The 15,760-nt window shown below is 47.3% G+C and carries 22 protein-coding genes, 2 pseudogenes and 2 riboswitches; of the genes and pseudogenes, 6 read left to right on the top strand and 18 right to left on the bottom strand.

The window, feature by feature from the left end:
* Positions 1–124: 124 nt before the first annotated feature.
* The 5 genes from FYJ45_RS16175 to FYJ45_RS16155 all read right to left on the bottom strand — a co-directional run bounded on the left by FYJ45_RS16175 (position 125) and on the right by FYJ45_RS16155 (position 4,629).
* Positions 125–292 (bottom strand): aminotransferase class V-fold PLP-dependent enzyme, encoded by a 168-nt coding sequence (locus tag FYJ45_RS16175; protein ID WP_154465750.1) that lies wholly within the window; start codon positions 290–292, stop codon positions 125–127.
* Entirely contained in the window at positions 276–1,394 is a 1,119-nt protein-coding gene (locus FYJ45_RS16170) for a SufB/SufD family protein (protein ID WP_154465748.1), read from the bottom strand. Before FYJ45_RS16170 ends, FYJ45_RS16175 begins: the two co-directional genes overlap by 17 nt.
* 126 nt (positions 1,395–1,520) lie before the next feature.
* Positions 1,521–2,927: a Fe-S cluster assembly protein SufB gene (sufB, locus tag FYJ45_RS16165; RefSeq protein WP_154465746.1), complete on the bottom strand. Its 1,407-nt coding sequence runs from the start codon at positions 2,925–2,927 to the stop codon at positions 1,521–1,523.
* A gap of 27 nt (positions 2,928–2,954) precedes the next feature.
* Positions 2,955–3,722 (bottom strand): Fe-S cluster assembly ATPase SufC, encoded by a 768-nt coding sequence (gene sufC, locus FYJ45_RS16160; protein ID WP_154465744.1) that lies wholly within the window; start codon positions 3,720–3,722, stop codon positions 2,955–2,957.
* A 355-nt stretch (positions 3,723–4,077) separates the two neighbouring features.
* Positions 4,078–4,629, bottom strand: a complete 552-nt coding sequence (locus FYJ45_RS16155; protein ID WP_235930837.1) for an MATE family efflux transporter — start codon at positions 4,627–4,629, stop codon at positions 4,078–4,080.
* 96 nt (positions 4,630–4,725) lie between these two features.
* Here FYJ45_RS16155 and FYJ45_RS16150 point away from each other — a divergent pair, with 96 nt between their 5' ends.
* On the top strand, positions 4,726–5,136 hold the full coding sequence (locus tag FYJ45_RS16150; RefSeq protein ID WP_154465742.1) for a hypothetical protein: 411 nt from the start codon (positions 4,726–4,728) through the stop codon (positions 5,134–5,136).
* A 219-nt stretch (positions 5,137–5,355) separates the two neighbouring features.
* On the opposite strand, the gene FYJ45_RS16145 is transcribed toward FYJ45_RS16150, so the two are convergent.
* The 8 genes and pseudogenes from FYJ45_RS16145 to FYJ45_RS16120 form a co-directional block, all read right to left on the bottom strand.
* Positions 5,356–5,805, bottom strand: a complete 450-nt coding sequence (locus tag FYJ45_RS16145; protein WP_025490680.1) for a YaiI/YqxD family protein — start codon at positions 5,803–5,805, stop codon at positions 5,356–5,358.
* A gap of 141 nt (positions 5,806–5,946) precedes the next feature.
* Positions 5,947–6,108 (bottom strand): hypothetical protein, encoded by a 162-nt coding sequence (locus FYJ45_RS16140; protein WP_154465740.1) that lies wholly within the window; start codon positions 6,106–6,108, stop codon positions 5,947–5,949.
* A 14-nt stretch (positions 6,109–6,122) separates the two neighbouring features.
* Positions 6,123–7,274 carry an aldo/keto reductase gene (locus tag FYJ45_RS16135; RefSeq protein WP_154465738.1) on the bottom strand — a complete coding sequence of 384 codons (1,152 nt, stop codon included), beginning with the start codon at positions 7,272–7,274 and terminating at the stop codon, positions 6,123–6,125.
* Between the two features lie 79 nt (positions 7,275–7,353).
* On the bottom strand, positions 7,354–7,704 hold the full coding sequence (locus FYJ45_RS30770; RefSeq protein ID WP_235930836.1) for a hypothetical protein: 351 nt from the start codon (positions 7,702–7,704) through the stop codon (positions 7,354–7,356).
* A 43-nt stretch (positions 7,705–7,747) separates the two neighbouring features.
* A complete protein-coding gene (locus FYJ45_RS30765; protein WP_235930835.1) occupies positions 7,748–8,026 on the bottom strand; it encodes an AAA family ATPase in 279 nt (92 codons plus the stop codon).
* A 301-nt stretch (positions 8,027–8,327) separates the two neighbouring features.
* On the bottom strand, positions 8,328–8,537 hold the full coding sequence (locus tag FYJ45_RS33205) for an alpha-amylase family glycosyl hydrolase (protein ID WP_442873438.1): 210 nt from the start codon (positions 8,535–8,537) through the stop codon (positions 8,328–8,330).
* Positions 8,538–8,628: 91 nt separating this feature from the next.
* Positions 8,629–8,775 (bottom strand): annotated as a pseudogene (locus tag FYJ45_RS16125) (alpha-amylase family glycosyl hydrolase); the annotation flags it as partial.
* A gap of 55 nt (positions 8,776–8,830) precedes the next feature.
* Complete coding sequence (locus FYJ45_RS16120; protein WP_276891886.1) at positions 8,831–9,301, bottom strand: TspO/MBR family protein; 471 nt, start codon at positions 9,299–9,301, stop codon at positions 8,831–8,833.
* 273 nt (positions 9,302–9,574) lie between these two features.
* Between FYJ45_RS16120 and FYJ45_RS16115 the strand changes: the two genes are divergently transcribed.
* From FYJ45_RS16115 to minE, 3 genes are all read left to right on the top strand, one after another.
* The gene (locus tag FYJ45_RS16115) at positions 9,575–10,285 is read left to right on the top strand and encodes a septum site-determining protein MinC (protein ID WP_025490671.1); all 711 of its coding nucleotides are present in this window, start codon (positions 9,575–9,577) and stop codon (positions 10,283–10,285) included.
* Between the two features lie 128 nt (positions 10,286–10,413).
* Positions 10,414–11,202, top strand: a complete 789-nt coding sequence (gene minD, locus FYJ45_RS16110; protein ID WP_154465734.1) for a septum site-determining protein MinD — start codon at positions 10,414–10,416, stop codon at positions 11,200–11,202.
* Positions 11,203–11,217: 15 nt separating this feature from the next.
* Positions 11,218–11,496: a cell division topological specificity factor MinE gene (gene minE, locus FYJ45_RS16105; protein ID WP_021639391.1), complete on the top strand. Its 279-nt coding sequence runs from the start codon at positions 11,218–11,220 to the stop codon at positions 11,494–11,496.
* Between the two features lie 99 nt (positions 11,497–11,595).
* Here minE and FYJ45_RS16100 read toward each other — a convergent pair whose 3' ends face one another.
* Entirely contained in the window at positions 11,596–11,895 is a 300-nt protein-coding gene (locus FYJ45_RS16100; protein WP_235930834.1) for a uroporphyrinogen decarboxylase family protein, read from the bottom strand.
* Here FYJ45_RS16100 and FYJ45_RS33200 point away from each other — a divergent pair.
* The gene (locus FYJ45_RS33200; protein ID WP_154465732.1) at positions 11,824–12,009 is read left to right on the top strand and encodes an AraC family ligand binding domain-containing protein; all 186 of its coding nucleotides are present in this window, start codon (positions 11,824–11,826) and stop codon (positions 12,007–12,009) included. The genes FYJ45_RS16100 and FYJ45_RS33200 overlap by 72 nt on opposite strands.
* Positions 12,003–12,245, top strand: a pseudogene (locus FYJ45_RS16090) (helix-turn-helix domain-containing protein); the annotation flags it as partial. The gene FYJ45_RS33200 and the pseudogene FYJ45_RS16090, both read left to right, overlap by 7 nt.
* A 616-nt stretch (positions 12,246–12,861) precedes the next feature.
* On the opposite strand, the gene FYJ45_RS16080 reads toward FYJ45_RS16090, so the two are convergent.
* The 4 genes from FYJ45_RS16080 to FYJ45_RS16065 form a co-directional block, all read right to left on the bottom strand.
* A complete protein-coding gene (locus tag FYJ45_RS16080; protein ID WP_154465728.1) occupies positions 12,862–13,101 on the bottom strand; it encodes a hypothetical protein in 240 nt (79 codons plus the stop codon).
* 143 nt (positions 13,102–13,244) lie between these two features.
* Positions 13,245–13,739, bottom strand: a complete 495-nt coding sequence (locus tag FYJ45_RS16075) for a stage V sporulation protein AB (RefSeq protein WP_154465757.1) — start codon at positions 13,737–13,739, stop codon at positions 13,245–13,247.
* Complete coding sequence (locus FYJ45_RS16070) at positions 13,729–14,442, bottom strand: stage V sporulation protein AA (RefSeq protein WP_320620502.1); 714 nt, start codon at positions 14,440–14,442, stop codon at positions 13,729–13,731. Before FYJ45_RS16070 ends, FYJ45_RS16075 begins: the two co-directional genes overlap by 11 nt.
* 169 nt (positions 14,443–14,611) lie before the next feature.
* Entirely contained in the window at positions 14,612–15,124 is a 513-nt protein-coding gene (locus FYJ45_RS16065) for a CAP domain-containing protein (protein WP_154465726.1), read from the bottom strand.
* A 113-nt stretch (positions 15,125–15,237) separates the two neighbouring features.
* A riboswitch (cyclic di-GMP riboswitch) is annotated at positions 15,238–15,322 on the bottom strand.
* A gap of 104 nt (positions 15,323–15,426) precedes the next feature.
* Positions 15,427–15,512, bottom strand: a riboswitch (cyclic di-GMP riboswitch).
* Positions 15,513–15,760 lie beyond the last annotated feature (248 nt).

Genomic DNA, 15,760 nt, shown 5'->3' with positions numbered 1-15,760 from the left:
CCGCCTGATGAACCATTAGCTTCTTGATCTAATTTCCTAACTCTATAACACTTCAAAAAGTTGCCTGCCTTAGACAGCTTATTCAAGTGCGTCCATTTATGGTTTTCCTCTACTTTCTTTCACACTATCCTCTTAAGGGATTGGCGTTGCAGTTTTCATAAAAGGAACGTTCTGCTTCCAGCACACAGGCCGGACGTTGGGCAGTTGCCGCGTTATTCAGATAAATCAGCGGCCCGCTGCGGCCGAAGATGGGAAAATCCCCGCGTATTTCCTGTTCATTCCAGTTTTTCATCCGGGCTTCCTCCTTCCAGATATTTCTGTACCCGTCTGACAACGGTGTCATCCGGGATTTGGGCGCACAACGCATCAATTCCTGCGCGGGCCATCATATCGCAGGCTTCTTCGCGGCTGAGCCCCCTGGAGCAGAAATAAAAGAGTTTTTCCTCATCCAGCTTTCCCGCTGTGGCGCCGTGATTTCCCTGTACATTCTCTTCACCGCATAAAATCAGCGGTATGGTACGGTTTACCACATCGTCTCCCAGAAGCAGCACTTCCTCTTTTTCCGCGCCTTCCGCGCCGGAGCAGCCCCTGTGGAAATCAATGGTGCCCCGGAAGAGCTTGGATGCCTGATCCCGCAGCACGCCTTTCACTTCCATCTGGCTCTCTGATTTCCTGCCGTGATGCTCGGCCACGTAATTCATATCCAGCTTCTGCGTATTTTTGCCCAGATAGCCGATATCCGCCTTCATGCGGCTCGCATCTCCCGCCAGGTTTATGCGGGCGCCCGCATAAGTGGTTTTGGCGCCCAGCTGCAGCTGCAGCAGTTCTATGGAAGCGCCTTCCTCACAAATCCCGCCCACATCATTCATGGCAGCAAAGCCATCTCCTAAAAGCTGTACCTGGATAAGCTTGACCGCCGCGTTTTTTTCAGCATAAACCTTCGTCTGGATACCGGCGCTGCCGGAATCCAGACGGCCTGAAAAGTTTTCCATGATCACCGTGATGCTGCTTCCCTCCTCCGCATAAATACAGACCGCATGCAGAGAATTTTCTCCCTGTTTATATTGGCAGGAAAGCCTGAGTGCCTCTTCGGGATGCGCGCCCCTTTTTATTCGGAAAATATCCATGGGCGTTTCACTTTCCCGCACAAGCTCATCCATATCCGGCCCCATACCTGTGGGGATTTCCTGAAACCCAGATTCCAGCGTTCCGGCGCTCATTCCCCGGATACAGGATACGCCCTGCCCGGGCAGCGTAAACTGCGGATTGCAGGGCACCATATTTTTTCCGTAAATTTCAGTATCAATATCTGAAAGGCTGCTGTCATTCATATGAAGCCAGTTCCATGTCCTCATGGGCAGCCTGTTAACCTTCATTTCCATTCCTTGTCTCATTTCATCCTCCTACTGTTTTGCAAAGCAAATTACAGTTTCTCCGGCGGGCAGAGGCTTTCCGCCTTGTTTTGAAAAACAAAATGCAGGCCCTCTGCAGGCAGAAAATTTTCTTCTGTCTCCGCGCCGCTATCCGATGCTGCCTTTCATTTCCAGCTGTATCAGATTGTTCATCTCCACCGCATATTCCAACGGCAGCTCCTTGGAAACATTGTCGGCAAAGCCGCTAACTATCATAGCTCTGGCGTCTTCCTCCGCGATGCCGCGCGACATCAGGTAAAATACCGCGTCTTCACTGATCCTTCCAATCCGGGCCTCATGCCCGATGTCCGCATCCGGCGTCCGGATATCCATGGCCGGTATGGTATCTGAGCGTGAAAAACTGTCCAGCATCAACGACTGGCAGGAAACGGCCGCCCTGCTTTGCTTCGCATCCTTCGCCACCACCACAGAACTGCGGAAGGTACTGTTCCCGCCGTCCTTGGAAATGGATCTTGTATTGATAAAGGAGGAAGTATTCTTTCCCTGATGGACAATTTTGGCGCCCGTGTCAAGGCACTGGCCCTTTCCGGCGAAGGTGATTCCCGTAAATTCCGCCCGGCTGTCTTTACCCTTTAAAATACTCATGGGATAGAGACAGGATACGTGGGAGCCAAAGGAGCCGGATACCCACTCAATCACACCGCCTTCCTCCACTACAGCGCGTTTGGTGTTCAGGTTGTACATGTTTTTGGACCAGTTCTCAATGGTGGAATAGCGGAGCCTGGCTTTTTTGCCCACATACAGCTCCACGCAACCGGCATGCAGATTGGCCACATTGTATTTGGGCGCGGAACAGCCTTCGATAAAATGCAGATCGGCGCCCTCATCCACAATGATGAGCGTGTGTTCAAACTGTCCCGCTCCCGGCGCGTTCAGCCGGAAATAGGACTGCAGCGGTACGGTGACCGAAATGCCCGGAGGCACATATACAAAGGAGCCTCCCGACCAGACGGCTCCGTGCAGCGCCGCAAATTTATGGTCATTGGGCCGTACCAGCTTCATAAAATGTTTACGTACCATGGAAGCATATTCTCCCTTCAGGGCGCTTTCCATGTCCGTGTATACCACGCCCTGGGCGGCCACCTCCTCCCTTACATGATGGTATACCAGCTCGGAATCATACTGGGCGCCCACGCCTGCCAGGGACTTACGCTCCGCCTTCGGGATCCCCAGCCGCTCAAAGGTATCCTTGATCTCCTCCGGTACATCGGACCATCTGGCGCTCATATGCGTGTTGGGCCTGACATAGGTTACGATATGCTCCATGTCCAGCCCCTCCAGGGATGGCCCCCAGTCAGGCACCCGCATCTGATTATAAATCTGCAGGGACTGCAGCCGGAACAGCTCCATCCACGGCGGATCCTTTTTCTCCCGGGAAATCTGCGCGACAATTTCAGGCGTCAGGCCTTCTTTTACCCGGTAAACATCCTTTTCTTCATTTTTTATGTCATAAACGCTTCTGTCTATATCATCCACATAGGTTCTTTCTTCCATAAACACTCCTTTCCGGCATTTTCGCGCCTACTGCCGATACATCCGTACAGCCTGTTCGTAAAACTGTTCAAAGCCTTCCGCATTGATTCGTTCCACCAGCCCGGCGTCTCCTGTCTCCACGATACGGCCATCCACCAGAATATGCGTGTAATCCACCTTCAGGGATTCCAGAATCCTCGTGCTGTGTGTGATGATGAGAAGCGCGCCCTTTTCATTCTTCTGGTATTCCTCCACGCCCCGGGATACCGTGCGGACCGCATCCACATCCAGCCCGGAATCCGTTTCATCCAGGATTGCCAGGGCGGGCCGCAGCATAAGCATCTGCAGGATCTCCGCTTTCTTCTTTTCACCGCCGGAAAAACCTATATTCAAATCCCTGTCCGCATAGGTTTCATCCATCTGAAGCACCTCCATGGCCTTTTTCATTTCCTTCCGGAAATCCCAAAGCCTCAGTTTTTCTCCCCTGCGCCTCTCTAGTGCGCTGCGGATAAAGCTGCCCAGGGAAATCCCCGGCACCTCCAGCGGATTCTGGAAGGAAAGGAAAATGCCGTCTGACGCCCTTTTTTCCACCGCTTCCTCTGTAATATCCTTATTCTTAAAAAAAATGCTTCCTTCCGTGATCTCAAATTTGGGATTTCCCATCAGCGCATATCCCAGGGTGGATTTTCCCGCGCCGTTAGGCCCCATCAATACATGAGTCTCTCCCGCGTTCATCTGCAAATCTATCCCATGGAGAATTTCCCTGTCTTCCACGTTAACCTTCAGTCCGTTTACGTTTAGTAATTGCTCTGTCATAGCGTTCCTCCATTTCCGTCATTTTCTGACCGGCCTGCTCTTCTATTTTCCCTGCCGGCGTTTCCGGCAGACATTACTGCTTATTTCTTCCTTTCCCGTAATATCGGAAAAGGATTCGAACATTTCCTACCATTTAAGTATGAATTGTTCAAATCCTATTATAAATACCCTGACAGGAATAAGCAATATAAGAAAAGTGATGTAATTGAGAATGTTTCTCATTTACATCGCATAGTTAAAAAATGTATCGCCTGCAAAGGCGGGAGCACAGCCGGCCCCTGCCTTTCCGCCTGCATCTTTGCTCCGGTTCGGGCTCTTAACAAAAAAAGGCAGCTGTTTTGCGCGGTTCTGTCTGTTATGGCAGGGACAACTTTTTCGCCGCATTTTGCGTTTGCATATAAAGGATTACCGCAATGACCGCCGCATCTTTCATGAAAATCCCCATTATCTGCGGGGCACACAAAGCCAGCAATCCCGCGCATACAACAGAAAATACCAGTTCCACGCAAAGGTCAAACCGTATAATTTTCCGCAGCCTTTCCCGGTTTTCGGCCCCGTAATTATAGCCTATCAGCGGCTGCGCGCCGAATGCAAAGCCAACCATAATAAGCATGACAATCATATTCACCTCATCGCAATTCCCATGGCGGCCACCTTTTTCTGACCGAACAGCCTGGAAATCACGGAGCTGCCGCCCAGGCCGAAAATATCTCCCAGGGCTATCATCAGTGTAAAAACAGGCGCACAGGGACACTCCCGCTACAATGCTGGTATTCTGTGTCCGGGCGATAAAAAAGGTGTCCACCATATTATATACCAGGCTGATCACCATGCTGAATACCACCGGCAGCGCCAGCTTGAAATATGCCCTGGGCACCGGCGCCCTTTCAAATAAATCGTCAGTCATTTTTCCGTTCCTCTCTTCTCTCACCGCGTGCCACAACTGCACTGGCCACGGCGTGAAAAAATATGGCATTTCCTGTTTTTTTGATACCAGGGCGATGTGGAATTTGTCAACCAGAGCCTCCCCGCACTGTTTGCAGAAGCCAAAAGCGATACGGCGGCAGCGGCGCTTTCCCTGGACGAAAACAAGCCTGTCCTTGACAGGGATCTTGCCTTTCTCCACTATACCCTCCGTTCTCTTGTAAAAAAAATAGAGCTGTCCACAATGAATGAGGCCGAATTCATCAGCCTTGAGGACAAGCTCCTGCATCATATCCAATATTGCTGCCATGACGGGCTTTTGGTCCATATCGGGAAAGCCTCTGAAAACCTGCACTGCAGCCGCCGTCAGCTGCAGCGGGTTCTCAGAAAGCTGACCGAAAAGGGAATCCTGGAAAAAACTTCGAAGGGGGTTTACAGAGCCGCACAATTATTAAGGTGTAAGGACGGCTGGGCCCTCCTTACAGTGTAAAGTTTCTGAAGCCGGGAGCGGCAATTTAATGTCTCCGGTCTGACTGAAAAACAGCCCGGCAGAAAATGCTGTTTCTTTTAATGATGCACTCACACACTTTGGAATATCGACAACAGACGCAGGGAGAAACACAACATATGAAAAGAGCAACAGCCGCAGCCATTGCTCCATTTTTACCTGATAAATAAACTTCTGATTCTTTGATATCATATCAATTCTTTACTTCTCCATAATACTATCCAGCAACCGCCTGAATTCCCTTTCAAACCGTTCATCATCCTCAGCAGTCCGTTTATGCGGCCCCTTTCCATGATGCCTTGAAGAGGCCCGTCTCGCCTTTTTTGACAGATGCCTTTCCAGCAGCAGCTGATCCATATTATCCTGCGTATACCGGATTCCCGACTGATGTATCCCGAATGCGCCTTTCCCAAGCGCCATGGCCGCCACTCCATAATCCTGCGTCACCACGATATCCCCCTTTTTACAAAGGTTTACCAGCGCAAAATCCACAGCATCGGCTCCCGCCCCGATTATCCTGATTTCACTGTAATCAGAATGCAGTACATGATTGGTATCACACAGCAGCACCACCGGAATTCCTTTTTCCCTTGCCGTCCGTTCCACAATAGTAATGACAGGACATGCATCGGCATCAACTAAGATTTGCATTTTTCCGCCTCTCCATACCAAAACAACAGGAATTTTCCCTCAAAGCTGCTCCATACCATCTTCCGTATCATCGGAAAATAGAAGGAGGAAAAAAGCATCTCCGTAACCGACAGCCTGACTGCAATGGCAAACAACGTTTCCTCATATGAAAAATATACATCCTCCCTGCTTACATTTTAACTGCATCCGGTACAGCTCTTCACAATCAATGATTCCCGCCTTCTGCAGAGTCATATCAAAGCCGTACTGCTGTCCCTGTCTGCCGCATCCCTGCATCCTGCAGTCACCGTCTTCCTTTTTCATAGTAGCCTCACTACTTATTCACCTGCACCAAACAGCTCTCTCGTTTTCTTCATCCTGTCCACTATCCGAACGCCGAAGGGACACCTGGATTCGCAGCCGCCGCACTGGACACAGTCTCCGGCATTCGCCGACAGCTGCTCATAATGCGCCTTCACCGTTGCCGGCACCTCTTCCTGCATGGCTGCCAGATCGTATAGCTTATTCACCATGGCAATATCGATTCTGACCGGGCAGGGTGCACAGTGACCGCAGTAGGTACACTGTCCGGAATATGCATGCTTAGGCGCTGAAGCCAGTACGCTGGCATAATCCTTCTCTTCTTCGGCGGCTGTCTCGTATGCCACGGCTGCATCCACATGCTCCGGCGTATCAAAACCAGCCATCACACTGGCAACCGCAGGACGCGTCAGCGCATAATGCAGACACTGCACAGGAGTCAGCGCCACACCAAAAGGAGAGGTTTCCGCCTGGAACAAACGGCCGCCGGCATAGCCCTTCATCACCGTTATACCCACGCCCTCCCGTTCGCAAATACGGTACAGCTCCTCCCGCTCGGGCGCGATACCGCTTAGCTGCTCCGCATAGGTTTCCTTGAAATACTCATTCAGATCCTCACTGGCCGGAAGCAGATCAAAGGCCGGATTGATGCTGAAAAGAAGCATTTCTATTTCCCCGCTCAAAGCCGCCATTTTAGCCACATCCGGGTTATGGGTGCTCATGCCGATGTGACGGATGACGCCCTTTTCCTTCAGGGAGCGGACATACTCTATGAACTCCCCGTTCATTATCCGTTCAAACTCGGCTTTTTCATCCACAAAATGGATCATCCCCAGATCAATATAATCCGTTCCCATCCGATCCAGCAAATCCCGGAAAGCAATTTTTACCTGCTCCAAATCACGGGTACGAACATACTGCCCGTTCTGCCAGGTGCTCCCGATATGCCCCTGGATTATCCAGCGCTCCCTGCTGCCCGCAATCGCCGCGCCGATGTTGGAACGTACCTGCGGCTGGGACATCCAGCAGTCCAGAATATTGATTCCCAGTTCCTCACACCTGTCAATCACCGCCTTAACCTCTTTTGCATCATGCCGTTCCAGCCATTCCCCGCCAAGCCCGATCTCACTTACGGCAAGCCCTGTTTTCCCAAGTTCCCTGTACCTCATTTCCTCTCCTCCTGCTTTTATGCTGCTTCTATACTGCCTTTCATTTTCGCATTTCCATTCTTCATTTACTTCTCCATTATCAGGAATTATAAATTTCATCTAAAAGTTCATTAAATGATTTAATGATCAGATTATTCTTCAAATCCTCAAACCTGCCATTGCAGGAATATTCCAAATTCCTTTTTTCATCATAGCTCACAGAATGAAACAAAACACTATCCTCTTCTCTTCTATGAATTTCAAAGTATTTCGCAAGTACATAATCATGCGTGGAAATAAAAATCTGCACGCCGAATTTTTTATCACGTTCTGCCGAATTTCTTCCCACAGATATATCTATTCTTGCAGAGTTAATAATATCAATATAGGTATCATCAAATTTAACATTATTCTTTTCGACAGCTGCCGTCAGATTATAGCTGTTAGACAAAATTTCTTTTGCCGGTATAAAGATGCTGCTAATATCCTTAAATTCATTTTCCAGCAGACACTTTGATTTCTGAATTATGATTTCCCGGCTTTCTGGTAATCAATCTCGATATTTTAAACTCGTCCGGAAGCATTGTCCTGACAATTTTAGCCGAGAAAGATGTTTTTGGATCCGCCGCCTGGCAGGCTGCATAGAGGATTTTGAGAATATGCGTCTTTCCGGTTCCGTTTTCGCCTATAAAAATGTTTATTCCTTCATCAAATGCTATCTCTATTTTATCAAAAACAGTCACATTTTCTAATCCTAAATGTCTGATTTTCATTTCAAATCCTCCATGTCACAACGATATCTTCATACTATCAAATATGACTGAACATAGCAATCTTAATTCTATCATAACTATAACGGCATCCTCTCAAGGAAATCCGCCTTCAACGATAAATTTCCCGGCTCCCGCATCAGTTCCATGCGATAAAGGCATTAAATACGCCAATCTGCTAAATAATTATGTTATGTCTTTATAATAACCCATACCTCGCAGATGAATAAGAGTAAATACATCTTAAAAATCCCATAATAACTGACAATTTAAGAGAAAGTGCAGTCATTCCAAATACTTTTTTTCAGTCTGGATAATATCCAACCGCACCTTCCCAATCCGCATCCATCAATCCAACGTCCATTCCCACCTGCTCCTTTGCATTAGAATCATGGTAATTGGGATTTACCATAATCCACGGCTTTCCGGTGGAAAAACCCGCATTTTCCGAATCCTCCCACTGCATGGGCGTCCGTGCGTTGTCCCTTGACTTGTAGCGCAGGTAGCCAAGCATTTCCCCCCTGCTGAAAATTCCTTTTTCCGTCAGTTCCCGGTAAGCATTGATGCTGTCCAAATCCCGGAAATCCGAAATATCCGCAAAGGGCGCCATTATCATCATTGGGCGACTCATAAACCGGGGAAAGCCAGATCACATCAACACCCAGCTCCTTCAGATAATCCAGCTTTCCCGTAATTCCCTTCAAATCCCCGATTCCGTCCCCGTTGCTGTCACAGAAGCTCCTCGGGTATATCTGATATACAACACTTTCCTTCCACCAGGTTTATCTTGAAAAATATTATACCATTTTACCTGTTCAGCATCCATACCCCAAAATTCAGATACGCCGCAAACAAAAGCCAGAGCAGGTAGGGTATCTGAAGATAAGCCGCTTTTTTATCGATCTGGTAAAAGCTTTTAACCATCTTTGCCGTAAGCACCAGCAGAAGCAGCAGCCAGAAAAAGGCAAAAAGCCTCCAGCCAAAGGCAAAGAAAAAAATACTCCAGAAAAAATTCACCGCAAGCTGCGCCGCATACAGCTTAAGAGCCTGCGGTTTTTCCTGACTTTCGGAACACCAGATTATGGCTGAACTGACTCCCATTAATATGTACAAAATGCTCCATACAATGGGAAACACCACTCCCGGGGGCGACAACGGCGGTTTTTCCAACGTCTGATATGCCGCCATGCCGTTCCTGCTTAAAAGGGCGGAAAGCCCTCCCACCGCAAGCGGTATCAGGATCGCTGTAACATAAGTAGATTTTCGTCTGCACATAATAACCTCCACACTTTGTTCCCCGGCGGCAGCCTGGCCTGCCGCCGGATTTTCTTTCTTCTGTAAATTGTATGCCGAATCAGGTAAAATAGCCGCATTTTCGCTTCCGGGAAAAACACTGTGGGAGCCGCGCTTCCCGTCATGGCCGCAGGCGGGACAGAACAGTTGTCTGAATTTAACATTTTCTGATAAAAATTGCGAAAATGGTTTGCATATTCCGACAAAACAAGTATAATTGCTAAGTAAGAGTCCTTTTTTGGATAAAATGGAGCAGACATGACAAAAGAAGTAATCGTTAAACGTAATAAGTACGGAATCAAACTAATTCTCGACAATCACATACCCTTTCCGGAATTGTTGCAGCTTATCACAGATAAATTCAAAGAAACAGGAAACTTCTTTAAAGATGCCCAAATGGCCCTTTCCTTTGAAGGAAGAGTACTGACTCCTGATGAACAGCTGCAGATTATAGAGACCATTACGGAAAACACTTCCATCCGGATTGCATGCATCGTAGATGACGACAGCGCCCTGGAGGAACGGATGAGGACACAGCTGGAGGCTGCAGAATATGCGGGAATGCCCCAGGCTGTCACAGCGGAGGAGACCTCTACTGATTTTTACAAAGGCAACCTGCGTTCCGGCCAGGTTCTGGAAAGCTACTCCAACATCACGCTCATCGGAGATGTGAATCCGGGCGCCAAAATTATCTCCCACGGAAGCATCGTTATTCTGGGATCACTGAAGGGAAACGCCTGCGCAGGAGCTGCCGGAGCCGGCAACTGTTTTATTTTTGCGCTTGAAATGAAGCCTATCCAGCTGCAGATCGGCGATCTGATCGCCAAAAGCCCGGACAAAGAAAAGAATCCCCGCGCACTCAGGAAAAAGGAGAATGCCGCCGGTTCTTACTCTCCCCAGCTGGCCACCGCCAAAGACGGGAATATATGTATCGAACCGGTTATAAAAGGGTGCTTCAACAATTTATAAAACCAGGTGTAACTGTTCAATACCCTCACAGTTACAACCAGATTTCCAACTAACATACAGAAGGAAAACCCTCTGTTTTCGCAGAGCCCGTATTTTCCTTCGGAAAACTAGCAGGAGGATTTAGTTAAATGAGTGAAGTTATTGTTATCACATCCGGAAAGGGAGGAGTTGGCAAGACCACAACAACAGCAAATGTGGGAACCGGACTTGCCATGCTTAATAAAAAGGTTATCATGATCGATACCGATATCGGTTTAAGGAATCTCGACGTAGTTATGGGGCTGGAAAACCGTATCGTTTACAATCTGGTTGATGTGGTGGAAGGCAACTGCCGCTTAAACCAGGCGCTGATTAAGCACAAAAAATACTCCAACCTGTGCCTGCTGCCTTCCGCACAGACAAGAGACAAGGATTCCGTTTCCCCGGAACAGATGAAAGCTCTCATCGATGAACTAAGGGAAAATTTTGATTATGTCCTGCTTGACTGCCCGGCAGGAATTGAACAGGGCTTTAAGAACGCCATTGCAGGCGCCGACCGCGCATTTGTGGTAACCACGCCTGAGGTTTCCGCCATCCGCGACGCCGACAGGATCGTAGGTCTTCTGGAAGCCAATGAAATGCAGCGTATTGATCTGATTATCAACCGAATCCGCATGGATATGGTGAAGCGCGGTGACATGCTTAAGGTGGAAGACGTCAACGAAATCCTTTCCCTTCCTTTAATCGGCGTGGTTCCTGACGATGAACAGATCGTGGTATCCACCAACCAGGGCGAACCGCTTGTCGGCTCCAACAGCATGGCGGGACAGGCATATATGAACGTCTGCAAACGTCTCCTGGGCGAGGAAGTGCCGTTTTTAAATCTTGACGCGAAAAGGGGCATGATGTCCAAGCTGAAGGATATGTTCAAGAAATAATAGGGGGGCTTTATCATGAGATTAATGGATTTATTCCGGAAAAAAAGTTCCGGCGAGGTAGCAAAGGATCGTTTAAAACTTTTACTGGTCTCCGACAGAGCCAACTGCTCCCCTGAACTGATGGAACAGATTAAAAATGATATCATCCAGGTCATTTCCAAATATATGGATATTGACGCCCAGGGACTGGATATCCAGATCACCGAAACGGAATCCGAAACCGGCAACGGCGTGGTTCCTGCGCTGTTTGCAAATATTCCGATTAAGGATCTGCATAACAGGACCGGAAAATAATAAAATCGGAAAAAGAAATGCCCGCCGTCAGGCGCACATTGAGAAACGGCTTATTTATGGCTGCCGCAGCCACAAATAAGCCGTTATTCTGTCAGCGCTTCAGTTACAGCACGACCTGTCAACCGAATAAACCGCTTCAATATTTTCAATGGGCACATCGCCCTCAAAGCCCTGGCTTGCCATCAGAATATATCCTCCGTCCTTCCCCAGCAAATCCATGAACCTTCGCACCTCCCGCTTCACCTCCTCCGGTTTTCCGAAAGGAAGCAGCCCCTGGGTATCAATACCGCCGTGGAACACCTTCCGTTTCTTCTCCATGCGGTTCGCATGGGCTGCGGCTTTCAGGAATCCTTTTTTCAAATCAACCGGGACAATAGCTACCCGTATTTTACCGTCCATTTTCTGTCTGACGGATGCGGGCTATTCCACATTGCGGGTGAAAATTATCTTCTGAAAAAGGGGGATGCCTTCATCATTCCCGCCGGGGAAGCCCAGTCAGCCATACCTATCTGACCCGCATTTTCCGCAAATACATGGGAACCACCCCCATAAAATATATGAACCTGAAACGGCTGGAATACGCCTGCTTCCTGTTAGACAGCAGCATCCTTACCTGCGAGCAGATCGCGGAACGCATCGGCATGTACGACGCATCCCATTTCAACCGCTTCTTTTCCCAGCAGCTGGGGATGCCCCCTTCTGTTTACCGCAGCCGGAAGGGACCTTCCTCCCCGCCGCCGGCGGCCTGACACAAATATACATCAAAAATCCTCCAGGAGGATTGACACCCAAAGTGGCCCGCCCGATCTTTTTATTTAAAATTTCAAAGGCTTCATTTTATGCAGCCCTAAAGCCGGAAATAATGGATTTCTTGGATATGAGATTACTCTTTTATTATGAATCTCAAAAAATGCTTTAAAACCCGGACCATATTCTACTGCCTGAGTTAATATAAACAGGCCCTCACTATTAAAATAAGCGATATCCCTGTATTTATTTTCCAATAAGGCGGAAAAGTAAAACAGGTTCATATCATTGTAACTACTGATTTTTACTTATAAACTTCGCCACTTTCTTAATCATATGTATTATGCTACTACAGGAATTTCAATGGTTCAACCTTAATCATTTTTCAGATTCAAAAATGCTCCATTCAAGCCTATGCTTTAACTTTCTTATTTCTTCGGACTCTTTTTGTTTTTCTTCTTCATCAAGCTCTTGAATTACCTGTGTATTATCTACTCCTGAAAGAGCTTCAAGTAACTTGCGCATCTCATTTTGAAACAGGGGATTCGAACCCAGGGACAGGCTCACTACTAAAACGAGAAATAATTTATATATCTAATGATTTGAAAAGGAGTTGATTCAATCGTCGAGACGTACCTTTTGATTAATTAATGTCCATTCATCAGGCAATAATCTAAAAAAGGCCGAAAAGAAATAAAGAAAAACTAAAATAACAAAAAGAAACAGGCTGAATTCTTGTGTGATAGCCGCAATTACAGGTATTGGACATATATTCTTCGTTATAATTTCAGTATCAGAATTATTTTCGCTCAAAAATGAAGTCTTAAAACAGGTGGTTTTATCACCGCCCTTCTTCACTGACCACTGCCTCATCCAGCTTCTGTTCCCCAGCTAATTCTATTATCAGATAAAGTATACCACAGTTTCACCAGGCCGTAACCACTAACTTATAGCCGCAGCTGCGTTAAAAATCAGCCGTATTATCCACCATTTGCCGCGCTTCATCCCCCGGTGAGGAAAATCTGCTGTGAAAAGTAGATCAGGCTTCCTACCATTTTCCCCAGGGCCACGGAAAGGACCGCAAAACCCAGCCCATGCCTGAACTGGATTCTCCGTGCAAAAATAGGTATGGTATTCAGCATCTCAGCAATAGCCAACGCCAGACAGCCCACGAAAATCCCGGCGAATACGCCGAATACGATTACCGCCGCAGCGCTAATCCATTTCCACAGGCTGTCTGTAAAAGAGCCGAACACCTGCCATTTTCGCATCCATTCCCCCACATGGCAGGAATACTCAAAAACGCTGATAAAATTTCCAAATAATGTGCCTGCCACTACCATTTCCTCATACAGGAAAACCTTCTTGCTGGTATGGGTCTTTCCCGCAAAACGGGGCACCAGGCCAACGGAAATCAATACGGTAAATACCCCTGCAGATACCAGAAAGCCGAAGCTCAGCCCAAAGACAGCCATAAAAACACTTTTAAGAAACATCAATGGTCTTTCCCTCCCTGTCCGCAGTTTCCACCAGCGCATTGTTCACGTCATCCTCATATATGCGCATTTCCACCTCGATAGGCGTGGGGTCCTTTGTAATCCTCCTTCCGCCGATATGGTTGAAGAATACGATAATCCCAATGGCAAGCCCGATGGAGTATGCCACCTCCAGTATGGTAAAGCCGTCTGACGCTTCTCCCGCTATCATTTCATAAACCTTCATGAATACCTTATTGATCCCGATATCATTATGAAAAGCCATGATGGTAAAGGCCGTTCCGAAAAAACAGATAAGGCAGACGAACGCAATCTTCAGCCACTGCGCCGGCCCCTTTTCCCGTTTCACCCTGACCCGTTCCATAATGATATCCGTCTCGCCCAGGTTTTCCACAGTCAGCTCCGGATATAGCTTCTGAAGGGATTCGATGATTTTCATCACGCTCACCACCTGGCGCTGAGGCTTGGTGTCCCTGAATTTATATATCTTCATGGCTTTTGCGTGAGCCAGGATATCCTTATTCGCACATACCAGCTTTCCTAAATCAGAAAGCTGCACATCCTCCTTTTCTACCTCCACATTCCGTTCCAGCTTCAGGTATAAAGTTTCCTGTGATGCCATACCGCCCCTTTCCGGCCGGTCTTTTACGTCCGTCGGGAACGCCGCGCTTCCCGCCTGTACAATCCGGCCTTTCATTTCCATAATTTCGCTGTTTCATTCACACGTTAGTAATATGGAGATTCTTCTTTTTTATACACATTCTCCTGAAAATCCAGTGATGAAAAAATTTTGCCCATGAAAAAACAGCAGTTGATCAAACTGCTGCTTTTCCAATCATCATCATATCATCTATCAAAATTAAGTAGTTGTCTTAGTTGGAGAACATGTAAGCGGTGGAAAGCTTAACGCCGGAACCGGTGTTGGTAATATATGTATAGATACCAATCTTAGTATAGTTGCCGCTTACCATGTTGCTGTAATGTGAAGGGCTTGCCTTCAGGCTTGCGAATACGCTGTCTGCTGCGGTGTTCTGTTCTTGCTCTGAAAAACCGAAGCTTCCGTATGTAATATAGGAAAGGTTCTCGCCGCGCCATTTGTTGGAACTTATCATATCGCATCCACTTGTTCCATCGGGACGGGTATGGCTCCAAAGAGATGTGATTTCTTCACTTCTTAGTGCTGCGAAGCTGTTTAATTCATTGTCAAGTGTCAGTGCGGGAAGTCCCTGCTCTGCTCTCAAATTATTGATATCTGCAAGAAGTCTTGCATTCATTGTCATTGTCTGATCTGCTGTTGCTGCTTCCGCTTTCATTGTGGATGCGGGTGCCATTGTTGTTACGATAACTGTTAAAACTGCTAATATGGTGATGATTGCTTTCTTCATTTTCCTTCATCCTTTCAAATCGTGTCGATTGAAAAATGATGGAAAACTACTAGGCATATTCGGTTATTTAAAAGTAGTGATAATCCTTCGATTATCTTACAGTACCTTACGGTACCGGCAGCTGGCTGCCATCCTTTCTGAAGGGAAGGCCCTGTAGCTTTGCGTCCTTACTTTTCAATAAGTTTGCCAAATGTAGTTTTCACGCCTTTTTCAAGTGCAAAGGCCTGATAGTAAAAAAAATAGTCTTGCGTCTGTAAGGAGACCAAGGCTATCATTGCAAATACATACGCTTTTACTATGTATCAGGCAACTGGCTGCCAACCTCTTATAGAGGGAAGGCCCTGTAGCTTTGCGTCCTTATCTTTCAATAAGTTTGCCAAGTGTTGAATTAGATGTATATGATGATTAAATGATGTATGATGATTTTATCTAACTTCATACTACACCCATACAGTTAAAAAAGCAAGTATATTTTTAAATTTTATTACTTTATGTAACTATTTAATAATTGTGAAGGGACAGAACAGCTGCACTCTTTATTGCGGCTTTGGAAATTACAGCCCCGGACCCGGCTCATGCCTGCCGGCGCCCGGGTCCGCGCCTGTTTTCCGGCGGCTTCATCTGTTTCATTTCATC

The organism is Eisenbergiella porci (genome assembly GCF_009696275.1).
GTDB lineage: Bacteria > Bacillota > Clostridia > Lachnospirales > Lachnospiraceae > Eisenbergiella > Eisenbergiella porci.
Note: the sequence above shows the minus strand (reverse complement) of the source record. Positions and strands in the feature narration are given on the sequence as shown.

Coding starts and splice junctions, on each gene's coding strand:
- FYJ45_RS16145 (WP_025490680.1), bottom strand. CDS start 5,805: ATGCAAATCTTAGTTGATGCCGATGCATGTCCTGTCATTACTATTGTG.
- FYJ45_RS16100 (WP_235930834.1), bottom strand. CDS start 11,895: ATGGACGGTAAAATACGGGTAGCTATTGTCCCGGTTGATTTGAAAAAA.
- FYJ45_RS16115 (WP_025490671.1), top strand. CDS start 9,575: ATGACAAAAGAAGTAATCGTTAAACGTAATAAGTACGGAATCAAACTA.
- FYJ45_RS16075 (WP_154465757.1), bottom strand. CDS start 13,739: ATGTTTCTTAAAAGTGTTTTTATGGCTGTCTTTGGGCTGAGCTTCGGC.
- FYJ45_RS33205 (WP_442873438.1), bottom strand. CDS start 8,537: ATGCTTGGCTACCTGCGCTACAAGTCAAGGGACAACGCACGGACGCCC.
- FYJ45_RS30765 (WP_235930835.1), bottom strand. CDS start 8,026: ATGAAAATCAGACATTTAGGATTAGAAAATGTGACTGTTTTTGATAAA.
- FYJ45_RS16135 (WP_154465738.1), bottom strand. CDS start 7,274: ATGAGGTACAGGGAACTTGGGAAAACAGGGCTTGCCGTAAGTGAGATC.
- minE (WP_021639391.1), top strand. CDS start 11,218: ATGAGATTAATGGATTTATTCCGGAAAAAAAGTTCCGGCGAGGTAGCA.
- FYJ45_RS16140 (WP_154465740.1), bottom strand. CDS start 6,108: ATGAAAAAGGAAGACGGTGACTGCAGGATGCAGGGATGCGGCAGACAG.
- FYJ45_RS16070 (WP_320620502.1), bottom strand. CDS start 14,442: ATGGAAATGAAAGGCCGGATTGTACAGGCGGGAAGCGCGGCGTTCCCG.
- FYJ45_RS16170 (WP_154465748.1), bottom strand. CDS start 1,394: ATGAGACAAGGAATGGAAATGAAGGTTAACAGGCTGCCCATGAGGACA.
- sufC (WP_154465744.1), bottom strand. CDS start 3,722: ATGACAGAGCAATTACTAAACGTAAACGGACTGAAGGTTAACGTGGAA.
- FYJ45_RS16065 (WP_154465726.1), bottom strand. CDS start 15,124: ATGAAGAAAGCAATCATCACCATATTAGCAGTTTTAACAGTTATCGTA.
- FYJ45_RS16155 (WP_235930837.1), bottom strand. CDS start 4,629: ATGACTGACGATTTATTTGAAAGGGCGCCGGTGCCCAGGGCATATTTC.
- minD (WP_154465734.1), top strand. CDS start 10,414: ATGAGTGAAGTTATTGTTATCACATCCGGAAAGGGAGGAGTTGGCAAG.
- sufB (WP_154465746.1), bottom strand. CDS start 2,927: ATGGAAGAAAGAACCTATGTGGATGATATAGACAGAAGCGTTTATGAC.
- FYJ45_RS16175 (WP_154465750.1), bottom strand. CDS start 292: ATGAAAAACTGGAATGAACAGGAAATACGCGGGGATTTTCCCATCTTC.
- FYJ45_RS33200 (WP_154465732.1), top strand. CDS start 11,824: ATGGGCTGCGGCTTTCAGGAATCCTTTTTTCAAATCAACCGGGACAAT.